Here is a 16,996-nt window from a genome sequence, read left to right as displayed (position 1 = left end):
GCACCGTCCTCGTCTGCGGACGCCGGGCTTTTCCTCGCCCGGCGACCCGCCTATAAGGGGGCCCGCCGGGGCCCCCGCGCCCCTTTTTCATGCAATCACGGCGCGACTCTGGCCCGATGGCGACGACGGTCTATGTCCTGAATGGCCCGAATTTGAACCTGCTCGGCACCCGCGAGCCGGAGGTCTATGGCCACACCACCTTGAAGGACGTCGAGGCCATGTGCCGCGACGCCGGCAAGCGCCACGAACTTGAGATTGTCTTCCACCAGTCGAACCATGAGGGCGCGCTGGTCGACTGGATCCAGGAGGCACGCGCGAAAGGCGCCGCCGGCATCGTCATCAATCCGGCCGCCTATACCCACACCTCGATCGCGATTCTGGACGCGTTGCTCGCGGCCAATGTCCCGATCGTCGAGGTGCATATCAGCAACATCCATGCCCGCGACCCTTTCCGCAGGCATTCCTACGTTTCTCCGGTCGCGAAAGCGATCATTTGCGGCTTCGGCGTCAACGGCTATGTGCTAGCGATTGACGGACTCGCGGCCATGCTAAAACCATCGAAGGGCTGACACGTGGCGTCTGATAAAGACAAGAAATCGGGCCAGGCAAAACCTGCACCTTATGACGAAGACACCATTCGCGGGCTTGCCAGGCTCCTCGACGAAACCGGCCTGACCGAGATTGAGATCGAACGCGGCGGCGAGCGGATCAAGATCGGACGCGCCGCGCGTGCGGTCAGCGTCACGGCTCCCGCAACCGCTGCGGCGCCTGTTGCGGCAACGGCGGCTCCTGCTGCCGCCGATCCCGCCAAGCATCCGGGCATGGTCCCCTCGCCGATGGTCGGCACGGCCTATCTTGCGCCATCGCCCGGCGCGAAGGTGTTCGTCGAAGTCGGCCAGACCGTGAAGGCTGGCGACACCCTGCTGATCATCGAAGCGATGAAGACGATGAACCAGATTCCGGCGCCGCGCGGCGGAACGGTGACGCAAGTTCTCGTCGAGGACGGCCAGCCGGTCGAATTCGGCGAACCGCTGATGATCATCGAGTGAGCGAATGCGCACCACTCGGGCGTTCCATGTTTGAAAAAATCCTCATAGCCAATCGCGGCGAGATCGCGCTGCGCGTCTTGCGCGCCTGCAAGGAGCTCGGCATCCATACGGTCGCCGTACACTCCACCGCCGACGCTGACGCCATGCATGTGCGTCTCGCCGACGAGAGCGTCTGCATCGGACCGCCGCCTGCGCGCGACAGCTATCTCAACGTGCCGTCGCTGCTGGCGGCCTGCGAGATCACGGGCGCCGATGCCGTGCATCCGGGCTATGGCTTCCTGTCAGAGAATGCGCGCTTCGCGGAGATTCTCGCCGAGCACAATATCGGCTTCATCGGCCCCAAGGCCGAGCACATCCGCACGATGGGCGACAAGATCGAGGCCAAGCGTACCGCCAAGAAACTCGGCATCCCGGTGGTGCCGGGTTCGGAAGGCGGCGTGACGTCCGACGACGAGGCGTTCCGGATCGGCCGCGAGATCGGCTATCCGGTGCTGGTGAAAGCTGCGGCGGGCGGCGGCGGCCGCGGCATGAAGGTTGCTCACTCCGAAGAGGAAATGAGCGTCGCACTGCAGACCGCGCGCTCGGAAGCGAAAGCCGCGTTCGGCGACGACGCCGTCTATCTCGAGAAATACCTGCAACGGCCGCGTCATATCGAAATCCAGATTCTGGGCGACGGACGCGGCGGCGCCATCCATCTCGGCGAGCGCGATTGCTCCTTGCAGCGTCGCCATCAGAAGGTGCTGGAAGAAAGCCCCTCGCCCGCGCTCAACGCCGCGCAGCGCGAGAGGATCGGCGAAATCTGCGCGAATGCGATGCGCGAGATGAAATATCTCGGAGCCGGGACCATCGAATTCCTCTACGAGGACGGCGAGTTCTATTTCATCGAGATGAACACGCGTATCCAGGTCGAGCATCCGGTGACCGAGGCGATCACCGATATCGATCTGGTTCTCGAGCAGATCCGCGTTGCCGCCGGCAGCGACCTGCCGTGCCAGCAGAAGGACCTGCGCTTCACCGGTCACGCCATCGAATGCCGGGTGAATGCGGAAAATCCGTCCAACTTCCGGCCGTCCCCCGGAAAGATCCTGCACTATCACCCGCCGGGCGGGCTCGGCATACGCGTCGATTCAGCGGCCTATCAGGGCTACACCATCCCGCCCTATTACGACTCGATGGTCGGCAAGCTGATCGTGCATGGCAAGACGCGGCAGGAATGTCTGATGCGTCTCAAGCGAGCGCTCGACGAATTCGTGGTCGACGGCGTGGAGACGACCCTGCCCCTGTTCCGGACTCTGGTCCGCAATCAGGACATTATCGACGGCAATTACTCCATCCACTGGCTGGAGAAGTTTCTGGCCGAAGGCGGGATGGAGGGGTGAAAAAATGAGCCGGGATCGGGAACTCGGCGTTGGCTTAAGCGTTTGACACAATCGCCTCGCCACAGGAGCCCTTTCCCCGCCATGACTTCCGTTGAGACGGCCGGCCCGATCCGGTCGCCTGGCGCGCAGCCAATATTGCTGGCCTTGGGTTTCGCCATTCTCGTCGCCATCAGTCTCGCCGCGATCTGGCTCGTCGACCGGGCCCGCGATGACTCGCAGACGGTGGTGGCAACGTTCGACATCCAGAACCGGCTGTCGCTGATCCTCCTCAATCTGCGCCGGGCGGAATCGGCGCAGCGCGGATACATCATTACCGGACAAAAGCCGTATCGCGACGAATACCGGGAGGCCGCAGCCAACACGATGCCCGCGGTCAAAAGTGCGGCCGAGGTGATTGGGCTCGACCCCTCACTCAAAGACGGATTCGAGAAGGTCCCGGCGCTGGTCGAACGCAAGCTCGCGGAAATGGAACGGGTCGTGGAGTTGCACGATTCCGGCCGCCCCAGGGAAGCCGCGGATTTGATCTGGCACGGCGAAGGCCGTGCCGCGATGACCGATGTCCGCGACGCGATCGTCGAGCTTTATAGCGTCGAACGCAAACTCCTCGAAGCGCGCCAGGCGGAATCTGCGCACACGAACACATTGCTGCTGCTGGTGACGCTGCTCGGCACAGCGGCAATCGCCGCCATCGGCGCCGTCTCGATCTATCTTGTGCAGCGCACGTCCCGCCAGCGCGAACAGGCCCGCGCCGCCCTTCTGGATATCAACGAAAACCTGGAAGCCAGGATCGAAGAACGCACGGCCGAATTGCGGGAAGCCAACAACGAAATCCAGCGCTTCGCCTACATCGTCAGCCACGACCTGCGGTCGCCGCTCGTCAATATCATGGGCTTCACCGCGGAGATCGAGGCTATAAAAAACGACATATTTGACCAGCTTCCCGTCGCGGAAGAAAACGATACCGAGGCCTCCCGCAAGACGGTAGAGTTGTCCCGGGACTTTGATGAATCCCTCGGATTCATCAAAGGCTCGATCGGCAAGATGGACCGGCTCATCAACTCGATCCTGAAGCTGTCCCGCGAGGGACAGCGGACATTCAAGCCCGAGTATGTGAGCATGGACCAGCTGATCAGGTCGATCACCGACGCGGTGGCCCATCAGGCTGCCGAGAAAGAGGTCGAAATCACGGTGGAGGCATTGCCTCCGCTGAAGAGCGACCGCCTCGCCCTGGAACAAATCTTCTCCAATCTCGTTGACAACGCGCTGAAATACACGGCGCCAGGCCGCCCGGGCCATGTCCGCATTCGCGGTCGCGCTGAGCATCTGCGGGTCGTTTACGAGGTGGAAGACAACGGTCGCGGCATCGCGCCCGAGGATCACCAGCGCGTCTTCGATCTGTTCCGTCGTGCCGGGGAGCAGGACCAGAAGGGCGAAGGCATCGGCCTCGCCCATAGCCGTGCGCTGGTGCGGCGGCTGGGCGGATACATGACGCTGAAATCCGAGCTGGGCAAAGGCAGCACCTTCATCGTCACGCTGCCGCGCCGGATGCAAGAGGACGAGAGACACGCCGCATGAGTGAACATGTCAGCATCGTCATGGTCGAGGACGACGAAGGCCACGCGCGCCTGATCGAACGCAATATCCGTCGGGCGGGCGTCAGCAACGAGATCATTCCTTTCAAGAACGGCACGGAGGCCGTGCGCTTCCTGTTCGGTTCGGACGGGTCGGGTGCCGTGAACAGCGGCCGGGCGCTGCTGATCCTGCTCGACCTCAACCTGCCTGACATGAGCGGCGTCGACATCCTGAAGCGCGTGAAGGCAAACGAGCACCTGAGGCTGACGCCCGTCGTGGTGCTGACGACCACCGACGACGAGGGCGAGGTCAAGCGTTGCTACGATCTTGGCGCCAATGTCTACATCACGAAGCCCGTCAATTACGAAAGCTTCGCGAACGCCATCCGACAGCTTGGCCTGTTCTTTTCGGTCATCCAGGTTCCCGTCACCGCCTGACATCATCTCATGCCGAAGAAGGTCCTTTATGCCGATGACGAAGCCGGGCTCCGCCGGTTGGTGGAGCGCGGACTGTCTGCGCATGGCATCGAGGTTGTCGCAGTAGAGGATGGCCACGCCGCCGTCGAACGGCTGAAGCACGAACAGTTCGACGTCGTCGCGCTCGATCACTATATGCCACGGCTCGACGGCATTGGCGCGCTCAGGCTGATCCACGAGATTCCGAACCATCCGCCGGTGATCATCGTCACCGGCGAACAGGATTCCGCGGTTGCTGTCGCGGCGCTGAAGGCCGGTGCTTTCGATTACGTCCTGAAGGATGTCTCCGGACAATTCGTCCCTCTGCTGCTCGCGGCCTTGACCGGCGCGGCTGACGCGATGCGCATGCGGCGCGCCAAGGAAAACGCCGAAGCCGAATTGCGCGAGCAGCGCGACCGTTTCGAGAAGCTCGCCATCGAACGCGAGATGTTGCTGCGCGAGGTCAATCACCGCGTCGGCAATTCGTTGCAGTTGATCGCGGCCTTCCTGCAACTGCAGGGCGGCTCGTCGAAGAACGATCAGGTGAAGGCTGCCCTCACCGACGCCACGCGCCGTGTGATGGCGGTCGCGCAGGTCCACAAGCGGCTCTACACCTCCAATGATGTGCAGTCCGTTTCAGTCGACCAGTATCTCGCCGCCCTGGTCGAAGATCTCGCCAAGACCGACATCTCCGATACGCCCGTTCTGAGCCTCGCCGCGGAGCCGCTCGATCTCGATCCGGATCGCGCGGTCGCGATCGGCGTCATCGTCAACGAGCTTGTGCTCAACGCGATGAAATACGCGTACCCGGCCGAGAAGGGTCCGATCCGCATCGGGCTGAAGCGCGTCAACGGCAAGCGCGCCATGCTGAGCGTCGAGGACGACGGCATCGGTCACGACATCAAGACCACCCCGCGCTCGACCGGTCTTGGCCGCTCGATCGTCGGCGCGATGGCGAACCGCCTCGGCGCGGACGTGGTCTACGACCCATCCCATAGTGGAACGCGCGTCGTTATCACGTTCGAGTGTGTTGCACCGCCCGCAAACTGACCGACCGCCAGTCCGTAGACTGCAACCATTGCGCGACGGCAAAGTCTCGCCTATCTCGAGCGTATGAGAATCGCGGCATGGGTTCAGCCTTTGCGTCGCAGCCTGCCCGCCGGTCTGGGCATCGTGGCTTTCTCCGCCACCGTGGCGCACGCGTCCTCATTCGCCGACAGTCGTGACGCCCTGCTCGGCCTGATTTCCAATCCGGACGCGGCCTTCATATTGCTACTGGTCGGCATCTACGCCCTGCTGCTGGAATTTGCGCATCCCGGAGCCCTGCTGCCGGGGATCGTCGGGGTCATCTGCCTGGCGCTTGCTACGTTGGCGCTGTCCGCTCTGCCGGTGCAATACGGCGCGCTCGCGCTCCTGATTGCGGGCATCGCGCTGATGGCGGCGGAAGCCTTCACGCCTGGCTTCGGCGTGCTCGGCCTTCTCGGTTTCGCCGCCTTCGTCGGCGGCGGCTATTTCCTGTTCGATGCGCCGGCCGGCCAGATCGAGATGCGCGTATCGATGCCGCTCCTGATTGGGTCGGCGGTCGCAAGCGCCGGGCTGATCTTTTTCGTTGTCGGTGCGGCGCTCAAGGTGCGTCGACAGCCAACCGCCACCGGCGCCGAGCAGTTGATGTCCGAGCACGGCACGGTGATCGACTGGTCCGGCGATCGCGGCAACATCCGCATCCGCGGCGAAGTCTGGTCGGCGCGCGGTACGCGAACTCTCATACCAGGCGATTCCGTTCGCGTGACGAGCCGCGATGGCCTCGTGCTGGTCGTCGAACCGGTCTAGTTCTGCCGTTCCCGTTACTGGAGGCCTGCATGGTTGGATATCTGCCTGCCTACGCGGTGTTGCTGATCCCGGCCATCGTGCTGCTGTTCGTCCTGATCAACTCGTTTCGCATCCTGCGCGAATATGAGCGTGGTGTCGTGTTCATGCTCGGCCGGCTCTGGAAAGTGAAAGGTCCGGGTCTGATCCTTGTCATCCCCTTCATCCAGCAGATGGTGCGGGTCGATCTGCGCACGCGGGTGCTGGACGTCGAACCGCAGGACGTGATCTCGCGCGACAACGTGTCGGTGCGGGTCAACGCGATCGTCTATTACCGCGTGATCGATCCGGAAAAGGCGATCGTGCAGGTCGAGTTTTTCAATGAGGCGACGAGCCAGCTGGCGCAGACCACGCTGCGCTCCGTGCTCGGTCACCACGATCTCGACGAGATGCTGTCGGAGCGCACCAAGCTCAATTCCGACATCCAGAAGATTCTGGACGAACAGACCGACGCCTGGGGCGTGAAGGTGGCGAATGTCGAGATCAAGCAGGTCGACATCAACGAGAGCATGATCCGCGCCATCGCCAAGCAGGCGGAAGCGGAACGTATCCGTCGCGCCAAGGTGATTGACGCGGAAGGCGAGTTCCAGGCGGCACAGACGCTCGCCAATGCCGGCGCAATCTTCGCGACTCGGCCGGAAGCGATGCAGCTTCGCTATCTCACGGCATTGCAGAACATCGCCGGCGAGCGCACGTCGACAATCGTGCTGCCGCTGCCGACGAACCTGCTCGACAAGCTAAAGAGCTAACGCCGCTTCCCGGTCGGTCGCGGTGTCGTCCGCAACGCTCGTCTGCTCGGCGAGCAAGTGGTCCACCGTTTCGCAGGCGCGGGCCGGACTGTACGGCTTGCGCAGCGTTGCCGCATTCGGAAGCTTCTGCAAGTCATCGAGCCGCCACCAGCGGCCGGATGCGAACAGCACAGGCAGTTTCGGATTCACCGCGCGGGCCTGCTCCGCAAGACCGACGCCGTCGATATCGCCGGGTAGATTGATATCGGTGAAAAGAAGATCGACGCGCCCACCATTCGCCATATGTGCCATGGCGTCCTCGGCGCTGGCGACCACATGCACCTTGTGGCCGGATTCTTCGAGCGCTTCTCCGATGATCTCGGCGATCAGCGCTTCGTCCTCGACGAGGAGAACGCATGTCTGCCGAGGTTTCGCAGGCGTTTCGACGACCTCAGGTTTGGCCTTGCGATCCGCGGACTTCCGTTTCGTGGACTTCTGCGTCATGGTCGCACCCCTCGCTACGCAATACATCCGGGCGGGCAAAGCTTGGCTGCCGGATTTGTTCGCAAAGTGTCGAAAATTTAACAGGCTCAGGGATAACGGGACGTTAAGTAAGGCACATGGCCAGCAGGGATTCGGCTCGCGAAACAGGACTTGTCGAGATCACCCCCGAGGTGCTCCTCAAGGCTTATGCGTGCGGTATTTTCCCAATGGCGGAGAGTGCCGACGACCCCTCGCTCTACTGGTTCGAGCCCGACATGCGGGGCCTGATACCTCTCGACGGGTTCCATCTCCCCAAACGCCTGGCCCGGACGGTGCGATCGGACCGTTTCGAGGTATTTGTCGACCGCGACTTCGAAGCGGTGATCGATGGCTGCGCGGAGCCTGCCGCCGGCCGCTCGCGGACCTGGATCAACCAGCGGATCCGCAGTCTTTATTGCAAGCTGCACGAGATCGGACATTGCCACTCGGTCGAGACCTGGCGAGACGGCAAGCTCGTGGGCGGACTTTATGGCGTACGCCTCGGACGCGCCTTTTTCGGCGAGAGCATGTTCCACCGTGAGCGCGACGCGTCGAAGGTCGCGCTGGTGCATCTTGTCGCGCGCATGCGCGCCGGCGGCTTTGCGCTGCTCGATACGCAGTTCGTCACATCGCATCTGACCGGCTTCGGCGCGATCGAAGTGAGCAAGCGCCAATACAACCGGCTGCTGGAGCGCGCGCTCGAAGGCGAAGCGGATTTCTTCGCGCTTCATCCCGATCCTCTGCCCGGCGCGACCGCACTCGCGGCGCTCGCAAATGCGACGCCGGATGCTGCGAGCAAGTCCTAGTGGACGAGAACTAGCGGATCGGCGTCGGGAACGGGTTCGCGCCGCCGCTACTTGGCTGGGGTTGGGGACGCGGCCGCGATGGCTGTTGCTGCTGCGCTTGCGGCTGCTGCGCCTGTGGCCGCGCCGGCTGCTGCGCCTGCTGCGTCCGCGGACGGGGCGTGGGCGGTTGTTGCTGCGCCGGCGTGCTCTGCGGATTTTCCTCGGTGTCCGATTCCGGGATCACCTGCGGCGGCCCCTGCAGACCGAGTTGCGGCGGCGCGGGCCGCTCGGCGACATTCATGGTCGGCTGTTTGCAGTCGGTCAGCCAGACGTCATAGATCGGATGCTCGACCGCGTTGAGGCCGGGGCTCGCAGCAAACATCCAGCCCGAGAAGATGCGGCGGACTTCTCCTTGCAGCGTGACTTCGCTGACCTCGACGAACGCGTCCGTCGCTGCAGCTTCGGTCGGCGGGCGCGTATAGCAGACGCGCGGCACCACCTGCAGCGCGCCGAACTGCACCGTCTCACCAAGCGCCACATCGAACGAGATGATGCGGCCGGTGATCTTGTCGAGACCGGAGAACACCGCGGTCTGATTCGGAATCTTCTGCGCCGGCGGCGTGGCAATCACCTCGTCGCCGGGCTGCGGCGTGGTGTTGGCAGGCTGCGGCGTGCCGCGGGGCGGACGCACATTCGGCGGCAGCGAAGGCGGCTGACTGGCATCCTGCTGGCGGCCTGAACCCGGAGGCGGCGGCAGCGGCTCGGTCTGGATCTGCTGACGGCGCGAACTCGGCGGCGGACCGGGCGGCAGCCGGTCGGGAAATTGCGGCTGCTGCTGGAACTGCGGTTGTTGCTGCTGGGGAAATTGCTGACGTCCACCCGGCACGCCGGCTGGCGGCCGCGGCGGCGGATCGCCGAAGATCGAGCCGAACTGGGCACGCGCGTCGGGGGCCGAAAGGCATAGCATCACCACGCCCGCCGCCGCAGCAACGAGCCCGGCAGCGCATCGTCGTATGGGAACGACTGTCATCAAGGCCCCGGTCTATGCACTCACGCCCGCCCCTGCGATTGGTGCAATGCTTCGGTTAACATGTCGAATGCGGCGGCGGAAGGGCGATCCGCGTCAATGTGGCCCGCTATCCGGGACCGCCGAACCGCTTGCCGGGACCGCGCCGCCCCGCCACACTGGCGGGATTCGAGAGCGCCGCTGAAGGCGCCGACATCAAGGGAGGAGTGTTTTCCATGCCATTCGTCACCGGTCGCCGAGCGCTGCTCGCGCTTGCCGCTTGCGCCATCCTGCAGCCCGCCACCTCGTTTGCGCAGGATTATCCGACGCGCCCGGTTTCCATCATGGTCCCGCTCGCTGCGGGCACCGGCATGGATTCGCTGGTACGGCTCTACGCGGACAAACTGCAGACCGCGCTTGGCAAGCCGGTGGTGGTCGAAAACCGGCCGGGCGCCGCGCTGATGCTGGCGGCCAGCGCGGTCGCGACGGCACCGGCCGACGGCTACACGCTGCTGGTCTCGACCAGCGCGCCGATGGCCATCAACCCGTCGCTCTACAAGAAGCTCAACTACAATCACGAGAAGGACTTCGTCCCGATCTCGCTTTACGTGAAGTCGCCCTTCATCCTTGTCGTCAATCCGAGCCTGCCGATCAAATCAGTCCCGGACCTGATCAAGTACGCCAAGGAGAGCAAGACTCCGCTGACCTATTCGTCACCCGGCGCGGGAACGGCGCTGCATCTGTCTTCGGAATACATGAAGCAGCGCTACGGCCTCGACATCACCCACGTGCCTTACAAGTCATCGCCGCAGGCCGTCGCCGACATCGCGGCCGGGCACGTCGCGATGTCCTTTGCTGAAGCCGGCGCGTCGCTGCCGCTGATCAAGGATGGCAAGCTGCGCGCAATCGCGGTGTCCTCGCAGGCCCGCCTGCCCTCGCTCCCGGATGTACCGACATTCGCCGAAGCCGCCAACGCACCGGACTTCGAGGCGGTGTCATGGCATGTGCTGCTCGCGCCGGCCGCAACGCCCAAGCCGATTGTCGACCGGCTTCATGCGGAGATGAAGAAGATCATGGCCGATCCCGAGATGAAGAAGCTTGCGAGCAATATCGGGCTGATCCCGGTCGACACGCCGTCGGTCGAGGGCATCGAGCAATACTTCAAGAGCGAGCGCGACAAGTGGGGAACGCTGGTCCGCAAGCTCGGGCTTGAAGGCTCGATGTAAGCAACCCGCGTCATGGCCGGGCTTGTCCCGGCCATCCACGCCTTTCGCCACAAAAGACAATGCCCGGCACGAGGCCGGGCCTGATTGAACGCGACTTGCAGAATAGCGCTTGCAGAACAGGACCTGCAGAGGTCCGGCGACGGCCGGCGTTACCGGCCCGGCGTCCAGGCCTTGTAGTCGCCGGTCGCCTTGGGCCGGCGGCCCTGCGCCAGCGTCGATCCGGACGGGCGATATGCGCCGGGCGTGCCGGTGAGATTCGGCCGGTGCGGCTTCTGCCACGGACGCGGCTTGTACTTTTCCTCAGTCGGCGGCGTATCCACGATGTGATGGATCCAGCCATGCCAGGCCGGCGGAATGGTCGAGGCCTCGGCATAGCCGTTGTAGATCACCCAGCGCCGCTCGAAGCCGAGGACCGGATCAATCTTGCCGCCCTTGGTCCGGTAATACCGGTTGCCGAACTCGTCCTCGCCGACGACTTCGCCATAGAGCGCGGTCCAGAGCTGGGTATTCAGCGTCTGGCCGTTCCACCAAGTGAAGAATTTGAGCAGGAAACTCTTCATATTGCATCGCGTTATCGTTGCGTTGCGGGTGTCATGCCATCGCCGGGGGCCGAAGTCCAGAGAGCCATTTTTCCCGGCAATTCAGCCTCTGAATAACGACCGATCGCACGTGGCGGACCTTCCGGACATCGATTGATTCTGCGGTCCGCGCGATTGCTCGCGCCGGTGGTTAAGGGCGGCGAAGTCGTACACCGGATCGCACGCGCGTCGCAGACGTGGGGCCGCAACATCGCCAATGTGCAGATCACGGAAGCAACGCCGGATGCCCTTGCGTTGCGTATCCTCGAGAGCCGCCGCAACGTAACGATGCACGTCGCGGCTGATATGCACTTGCAACTGATTTGCAGTTAAATTCATCGTTCTTGCATCGCAAGTCGCGGAGCCCTAGATCGCGGGCTCACACCTCAGCGGTCAGCGATGAAACGGGTACAGTTCCTTGCCGCCGGATCTATCGCGGTCGGCCTTGCCGTTCTCGCGTTGAAATTCCTTGCGTGGTACCTGACCGGCAGCGTCGCGCTGCTGTCGGACGCGATCGAAAGCATCGTGAATGTCGCGGCCGCGGTGGCCGCCCTCATAGCGATCTGGTTCGCCGCCCGGCCCGCCGACGCCAATCATCCCTACGGTCATCACAAGGCTGAATATATTTCTGCAGTTATCGAAGGTGCGCTGATCATCGTCGCCGCCATCGCGATCCTGCACGAGGCCTATGGCGCCTTCCTGCGGCCTCGCATCGTCGATGCGCCCTGGACCGGTCTTGCGGTCAACGGCGTGGCAACCTTCATCAATGCGATCTGGTGCGGGGTGCTGATCCGGCAGGGCCGCAAGCGCAAGTCGCCGGCGCTCGTCGCAGATGGCAAGCACCTGTTCGCCGACGTCGTATCGTCGATCGGGGTGTTCGCCGGCGTCACGCTCGCCGCCCTCACCGGCTATCTCGTGCTCGATCCGATCCTTGCCGCGCTGGTCGCCCTCAACGTGCTGTGGTCGGGCTGGCAGTTGATGAAGGAATCGGTCGGCGGTCTGCTCGACGAAGCGCTACCGGAGGAGCAACTCGCCAGGGTGCGCGCCGTCATCTCCGCCAATGCTGACGGCGCGATCGAGGCGCACGATATCCGCACCCGTCATGCCGGGCGCATGACCTTCGTTGATTTCCATCTGGTGGTGGAAGGCTCGATGAGCGTCACCCAGGCGCACGACATCTGCGACCGGCTGGAGCGCGCGATCAAGGCCGAGGTCACCGATGCGATGATCTCGATCCATGTCGAGCCTGACAACAAGGCCAAGCATTCCGGCATCGTTGTTGTGTGATGCGGGCCGGCGAGCGGATTAGCTCCGACGGGCAAAGTGACGGCCGCGCCCACCAAGTCGTCTTGCCCGCCCCACCCGTCCCTACACTCACTTGAACGCGGCCGCCTCCGAGGCGGTTCGGTACCAATGAGCCGCTGCCGGGAACGCTAGAGGTTGCAAGAATCCGGCGACACGCGTTCGGAAATACATACCGGCTCGCGCGAGCGGTGTGGGCCGGTCCTATCATCCTGAGCTTTCTGTGAGAATCGCTGCGCATCGGGCGTTTTGAGAGGACCGTGAACGGTGTCAGAGCACCATATCGCGGCCCTCCCTCGCGCGTCCTCCCGTGCGACGCTTGACAGCGAATCTTCGTGTTTGAGCCTATTTCGCAGGGTGCGAGGGGACCGTGACCGGCGCACTTCGCCGCAGGCGGATTTGTGCTTGGCGAATCCCGAAAGCGCTCCCAAACTGCCATCACCGGTTCGTGAGTAATCCCCATAATTCTCAACAGGGCACACAAGCTTTAGGGTTTGGTAGGGACTAAGCCACTAGAACTTGACGAGCCGGTCCAGTGTTCATAGGTTGAGTCTCCAGTCCGGCGCGGGTGTGTTTTTAGTCTCCGCCGGCTCCTCCGACAGCGTTGCGAGGCAGGCACCCGCCCAGATCAAGCCCTTGGCGGGGGTGGGTTTTGCGTCCCTGCCGGAGGGCCAAGAGTGCGGCCAAACCAGCGCCGAAAAGCGAGCGTCTGGCGTTAAGGTGAACAGGCGTCGAACAAGAACAGGAGCCGAGCGGCATGGGCGGGGGCCCAGCTGCGACGGTCAAAGCGAGGACTTCGCGTTCGCAAGCGGGAAGTCACAGAATGACGGGGCAAGAGAATGCGAATTGAACGGCGCTTCACGAAGGACGGCCAGTCCCCTTACGCGGGGATCGACTTCCGGCTGACCACGAGCGAGATCAAGAACCCCGACGGGTCAGTGGTGTTCCGGCTCGATAACGTGGAAGTGCCGGATTTCTGGTCGCAGGTCGCCTCCGACGTTCTCGCGCAGAAGTATTTCCGCAAGGCCGGCGTGCCCGCGGCCCTGAAGAAGGTTGAAGAGAACTCCGTCCCCTCCTTCCTGTGGCGTTCGATCCCTGACGAAGCCGCGCTCGCCGGCTTGCCGGAAGCCGAGCGCAGTGTCGGCGAGCATTCAGCCAAGCAGGTCTTCGATCGTCTGGCCGGCACCTGGACCTATTGGGGCTGGAAGGGCGGCTATTTCGACACCGAAACCGATGCGCAGATCTTCTTCGACGAGCTCCGCTACATGCTCGCAATGCAGATGTGCGCACCGAACTCGCCGCAATGGTTCAACACCGGCCTGCACTGGGCCTATGGCATCGATGGCCCCTCGCAGGGCCACTATTATGTCGATCACGCGTCCGGCGAACTGAAGAAGTCGGACAGCGCCTACGAGCATCCGCAGCCGCATGCCTGCTTCATCCAGTCGATCTCCGACGATCTGGTGAACGAAGGCGGCATCATGGATCTGTGGGTGCGCGAGGCGCGCCTGTTCAAATACGGCTCCGGCACCGGCTCGAACTTCTCGTATCTGCGCGGCGAAGGCGAACGACTGTCGGGCGGCGGCAAGTCGTCCGGCCTGATGTCGTTCCTGAAGATCGGCGACCGCGCGGCGGGCGCGATCAAGTCGGGCGGCACCACGCGTAGAGCCGCGAAGATGGTGGTGGTCGATGCCGACCATCCGGACATCGAGCAATATATCGACTGGAAGGTGAAGGAAGAGCAGAAGGTCGCCGCTCTCGTCACCGGCTCCAAGATCAACCAGAAGCACCTGCGCGCCGTCCTCAAGGCCTGCGTCAATTGCGAAGGCTCGGGCGACGACTGCTTCTCGCCCGACAAGAACCCGGCGCTGAAGCGCGAGATCAAGCTCGCCCGCAAGGCGTTCGTGCCCGACAACATGATCAAGCGCGTGATCCAGTTCGCGCGTCAGGGCTATACCGACATCGAATTCCCGGTCTACGACACCGACTGGGACTCGGAAGCCTACCTCACCGTTTCCGGCCAGAACTCGAACAACTCGGTCCGCGTCACCGACGACTTCCTGAAGGCGGTCGAGACCGACGGCAACTGGGACCTCACCTGGCGCAAGAACGGCAAGGTCGCAAAGACCCTCAAGGCGCGCGAATTGTGGGAAAAGATCGGCTACGCCGCCTGGGCCTGTGCCGATCCCGGCCTGCAATTCCACACCACGGTGAACGACTGGCACACCTGCCCGGCATCCGGCGAAATCCGCGCGTCCAATCCGTGCTCGGAATACATGTTCCTCGACGACACGGCCTGTAACCTCGCGTCGCTGAACCTGCTGACCTTCCGCGACAAGGAAACCAAGGTTTTCGACGTCGCGTCCTACGAACATGCCGTGCGGCTGTGGACCATCGTCCTCGAAATCTCGGTGATGATGGCGCAATTCCCGTCCAGGGAAATCGCGCAGCTGTCCTACGAATACCGAACGCTCGGTCTCGGCTACGCCAATATCGGTGGCCTCCTGATGTCGTCCGGCATCGCCTATGACTCCGACGAAGGCCGCGCCATCGCCGCTGCCCTCACCGCGATCATGACCGGCACGTCCTACGCAACCTCGGCGGAAATGGCGGCCGAACTCGGCACCTTCCCGGGCTTCAAGCAGAACCGCGAGCACATGCTGCGCGTGATGCGCAACCATCGCCGCGCCGCTTACGGCGAGACGACAGGCTACGAACAGCTCGGCGTCAATCCGGTGCCGATCGAAGCCGCGCATTGCCCCGATCAGATGCTGATCGAACATGCCAAGCGCGCCTGGGACAAGGCGATCGAACTCGGCGAGAAGCACGGCTATCGCAACGCGCAGGCGACCGTCATCGCGCCGACCGGCACGATCGGTCTCGTGATGGATTGCGACACCACCGGCATCGAGCCGGACTTCGCGCTGGTGAAGTTCAAGAAGCTCGCGGGCGGCGGCTATTTCAAGATCATCAACCGCGCGGTCCCCGAAGCGCTGCGTGCGCTCGGCTACAGCGAGGCCGAGATCGCCGAGATCGAGGCTTACGCCGTCGGTCACGGCAACCTCGCCAATGCGCCGGCGATCAACCACGCGACGCTGAAGGCGAAGGGCTTCACCACCGAGGCGATCGGCCTCGTCGAGAAAGCGCTGCCGAAAGCCTTCGACATCAAGTTCGTGTTCAACAAGTGGACGCTTGGCGAGCAATTCTGCCGCGATGCGCTCGGCATCTCGCCGGCCGATCTTGCTAACCCGTCCTTCGACCTGCTCGCCCATCTCGGCTTCAGCAAGCGCGAGATCGAAGCCGCCAACGTGCATGTCTGCGGTGCGATGACGGTGGAAGGCGCGCCGCACCTGAAGCTCGCGCATTACCCGGTATTCGACTGCGCCAATCCATGCGGCCGCACCGGCAAGCGCTATCTCTCGGTCGAAAGCCACATCCGCATGATGGCGGCGGCGCAGCCCTTCATCTCGGGCGCCATCTCCAAGACCATCAACATGCCGAACGAAGCGACGGTCGAGGACTGCAAGAACGCCTATCTCCTGTCCTGGAAGCTGGCGCTGAAGGCCAACGCGCTCTATCGCGATGGATCGAAGCTCAGCCAGCCGCTCAATGCGCAGCTGATCGCCGACGAGGAGGACGAGGACGACGATATCGAAGCCTTCCTCGACAAGCCGCAGGCGGCGCGCACCGCGCAGGTCGCCGAGCGTATCGTCGAGAAGATCGTCGAGCGCGTCACCGTGCTGCGCGAACGCGAGAAGATGCCGCACCGGCGCAAGGGCTACACCCAGAAGGCCGTGGTCGGCGGTCACAAGGTGTATCTGCGCACCGGCGAATACGATGACGGCCGCCTCGGCGAGATCTTCATCGACATGCACAAGGAAGGCGCGGCTTTGCGCTCCTTCATCAACAACTTCGCGATCGCGGTCTCGCTCGGCCTGCAATACGGCGTGCCGCTCGAGGAATATGTCGACGCCTTCACCTTCACGCGGTTCGAACCGTCGGGTCCGGTGCAGGGCAACGACACCATCAAGTTCGCGACCTCGATCCTCGACTATGTGTTCCGGGAGCTCGCCGTGTCCTATCTGGCGCGCTACGACCTCGGCCATGTCGATCCGGCGGAAGGCGGCTTCGATGCGCTCGGCAAGGGCGTCGAGGAAGGCCGCGCGCCCGAGGCGCTCCTGCCCGCTCCCGCGGCCAAGTATGTGTCTAAGGGCCTCACCCGCTCGCGCGCCGACAAGCTCGGCGTGATTGCAGGCGGCCCGGCGGCGGCGCAGCAGGCGGCGACCAATGTCACCTCGTTCCAGACCGCGGGCGCCACCGCGCTGAAGGGCGAGGCAAAGGCTGCGAACGCCCTAGACCGGCTGGAATGGCAGAACCTGGAAGAGCGCATGCGCGCGATGGTCAGCGAGACCAAGCCGCAAGCGCAGCCGAAGGCGGCGATCTCGGAACGGCGCGCCGAAGCAAAGGCCCGCGGCTATGAGGGCGAAGCCTGCGCCGAATGCCAGAACTTCACGCTGGTGCGCAACGG

At 63.6% G+C, this 16,996-nt stretch carries 15 protein-coding genes; 12 read left to right on the top strand and 3 right to left on the bottom strand.

From position 1 onward, the window contains the following. Window positions 1-116: 116 nt before the first annotated feature. The 8 genes from aroQ (at window position 117) to VNZ93_RS07155 (ending at window position 7,070) form a co-directional block, all read left to right on the top strand. Window positions 117-569 carry a type II 3-dehydroquinate dehydratase gene (aroQ, locus tag VNZ93_RS07190; protein ID WP_325702159.1) on the top strand — a complete coding sequence of 151 codons (453 nt, stop codon included), beginning with the start codon at window positions 117-119 and terminating at the stop codon, window positions 567-569. Between the two features lie 3 nt (window positions 570-572). Beyond that, window positions 573-1,049 (top strand): acetyl-CoA carboxylase biotin carboxyl carrier protein, encoded by a 477-nt coding sequence (gene accB, locus VNZ93_RS07185; RefSeq protein ID WP_414710003.1) that lies wholly within the window; start codon window positions 573-575, stop codon window positions 1,047-1,049. A 26-nt stretch (window positions 1,050-1,075) separates the two neighbouring features. Beyond that, entirely contained in the window at window positions 1,076-2,428 is a 1,353-nt protein-coding gene (accC, locus tag VNZ93_RS07180; RefSeq protein ID WP_325702157.1) for an acetyl-CoA carboxylase biotin carboxylase subunit, read from the top strand. Window positions 2,429-2,509: 81 nt separating this feature from the next. After that, on the top strand, window positions 2,510-4,003 hold the full coding sequence (locus VNZ93_RS07175; protein WP_325702154.1) for a sensor histidine kinase: 1,494 nt from the start codon (window positions 2,510-2,512) through the stop codon (window positions 4,001-4,003). Continuing rightward, entirely contained in the window at window positions 4,000-4,437 is a 438-nt protein-coding gene (locus VNZ93_RS07170; RefSeq protein ID WP_325702151.1) for a response regulator, read from the top strand. The genes VNZ93_RS07175 and VNZ93_RS07170 overlap by 4 nt, the downstream gene beginning before the upstream one ends. Window positions 4,438-4,446: 9 nt before the next feature. After that, the gene (locus tag VNZ93_RS07165) at window positions 4,447-5,505 is read left to right on the top strand and encodes a sensor histidine kinase (RefSeq protein WP_325702149.1); all 1,059 of its coding nucleotides are present in this window, start codon (window positions 4,447-4,449) and stop codon (window positions 5,503-5,505) included. Window positions 5,506-5,568: 63 nt separating this feature from the next. After that, window positions 5,569-6,285, top strand: a complete 717-nt coding sequence (locus VNZ93_RS07160; RefSeq protein ID WP_325702146.1) for an NfeD family protein — start codon at window positions 5,569-5,571, stop codon at window positions 6,283-6,285. Window positions 6,286-6,314: 29 nt separating this feature from the next. Beyond that, window positions 6,315-7,070: a slipin family protein gene (locus tag VNZ93_RS07155; protein ID WP_325702144.1), complete on the top strand. Its 756-nt coding sequence runs from the start codon at window positions 6,315-6,317 to the stop codon at window positions 7,068-7,070. Here VNZ93_RS07155 and VNZ93_RS07150 read toward each other — a convergent pair. Next, entirely contained in the window at window positions 7,059-7,553 is a 495-nt protein-coding gene (locus tag VNZ93_RS07150) for a response regulator (protein WP_325702142.1), read from the bottom strand. The genes VNZ93_RS07155 and VNZ93_RS07150 overlap by 12 nt on opposite strands. Window positions 7,554-7,669: 116 nt before the next feature. On the opposite strand from VNZ93_RS07150, the gene aat reads away from it, so the two are divergent. Then, the gene (aat, locus tag VNZ93_RS07145; protein ID WP_325702140.1) at window positions 7,670-8,377 is read left to right on the top strand and encodes a leucyl/phenylalanyl-tRNA--protein transferase; all 708 of its coding nucleotides are present in this window, start codon (window positions 7,670-7,672) and stop codon (window positions 8,375-8,377) included. Window positions 8,378-8,387: 10 nt separating this feature from the next. Here aat and VNZ93_RS07140 read toward each other — a convergent pair whose 3' ends face one another. After that, window positions 8,388-9,386 carry a DUF2155 domain-containing protein gene (locus VNZ93_RS07140; RefSeq protein WP_414710002.1) on the bottom strand — a complete coding sequence of 333 codons (999 nt, stop codon included), beginning with the start codon at window positions 9,384-9,386 and terminating at the stop codon, window positions 8,388-8,390. A 212-nt stretch (window positions 9,387-9,598) separates the two neighbouring features. Between VNZ93_RS07140 and VNZ93_RS07135 the strand changes: the two genes are divergently transcribed. Continuing rightward, a complete protein-coding gene (locus tag VNZ93_RS07135; RefSeq protein ID WP_325702136.1) occupies window positions 9,599-10,588 on the top strand; it encodes a tripartite tricarboxylate transporter substrate binding protein in 990 nt (329 codons plus the stop codon). 149 nt (window positions 10,589-10,737) lie between these two features. Here VNZ93_RS07135 and VNZ93_RS07130 read toward each other — a convergent pair whose 3' ends face one another. After that, complete coding sequence (locus tag VNZ93_RS07130; protein ID WP_325702133.1) at window positions 10,738-11,148, bottom strand: NADH:ubiquinone oxidoreductase subunit NDUFA12; 411 nt, start codon at window positions 11,146-11,148, stop codon at window positions 10,738-10,740. 417 nt (window positions 11,149-11,565) lie between these two features. Here VNZ93_RS07130 and VNZ93_RS07125 point away from each other — a divergent pair, with 417 nt between their 5' ends. Beyond that, entirely contained in the window at window positions 11,566-12,453 is an 888-nt protein-coding gene (locus VNZ93_RS07125; protein ID WP_325702130.1) for a cation diffusion facilitator family transporter, read from the top strand. An 854-nt stretch (window positions 12,454-13,307) separates the two neighbouring features. Continuing rightward, window positions 13,308-16,996: vitamin B12-dependent ribonucleotide reductase (locus tag VNZ93_RS07120; protein WP_325702127.1), on the top strand; the 3,689-nt coding region annotated here is incomplete at its 3' end.

Origin of the sequence: Pseudorhodoplanes sp., assembly GCF_035565795.1 — a bacterium.
Classification (GTDB): Bacteria; Pseudomonadota; Alphaproteobacteria; order Rhizobiales; family Xanthobacteraceae; genus Pseudorhodoplanes.
Note: the sequence above shows the minus strand (reverse complement) of the source record. Positions and strands in the feature narration are given on the sequence as shown.